Origin of the sequence: Psychrobacter sp. TB20-MNA-CIBAN-0197 (assembly GCF_040309765.1) — a bacterium.
Classification (GTDB): Bacteria; Pseudomonadota; Gammaproteobacteria; order Pseudomonadales; family Moraxellaceae; genus Psychrobacter; species Psychrobacter submarinus.
Genome location: NZ_JBEOPC010000206.1, coordinates 1 through 361, shown reverse-complemented (window position 1 = coordinate 361; position 361 = coordinate 1). Strand labels below are relative to the sequence as shown.

General features: G+C 43.2%; 1 protein-coding gene. It reads left to right on the top strand.

Translation table 11 applies throughout. From position 1 onward, the window contains the following. On the top strand, positions 1-361 hold a 361-nt coding region (locus tag AAEY83_RS13335), incomplete at both ends, for a TonB-dependent receptor domain-containing protein (RefSeq protein ID WP_351059501.1).

Genomic DNA, 361 nt, shown 5'->3' with positions numbered 1-361 from the left:
GAACAAAAGACGATGGCACAGAATGCGGCTTTGGTGGCTGCCGATACAGCCGCCCAGCGAGTGCTAAAAATAGTTTTAGTAATCTATCGCCAAAGCTTGGGGTTAGTTATCAGTACAATACAAATAACACGCTTTATGCGAACTTTTCTCGTGGTTACAGAGCGCCACAAGCGGCTGAGCTATACCAATTACAACGCGAGCAAACTACTGCAAATTTAAGCGCCGAAATAGCAAATAACGCAGAGCTTGGTATTAAAGGGATTTACGAAAAACTACGTTATGGCGTGTCGGTTTACGCTATGAGTAAACACAATACGATTTACCGCGATAGTGACTTTTTTACGGTAAATAATGGCAGCTC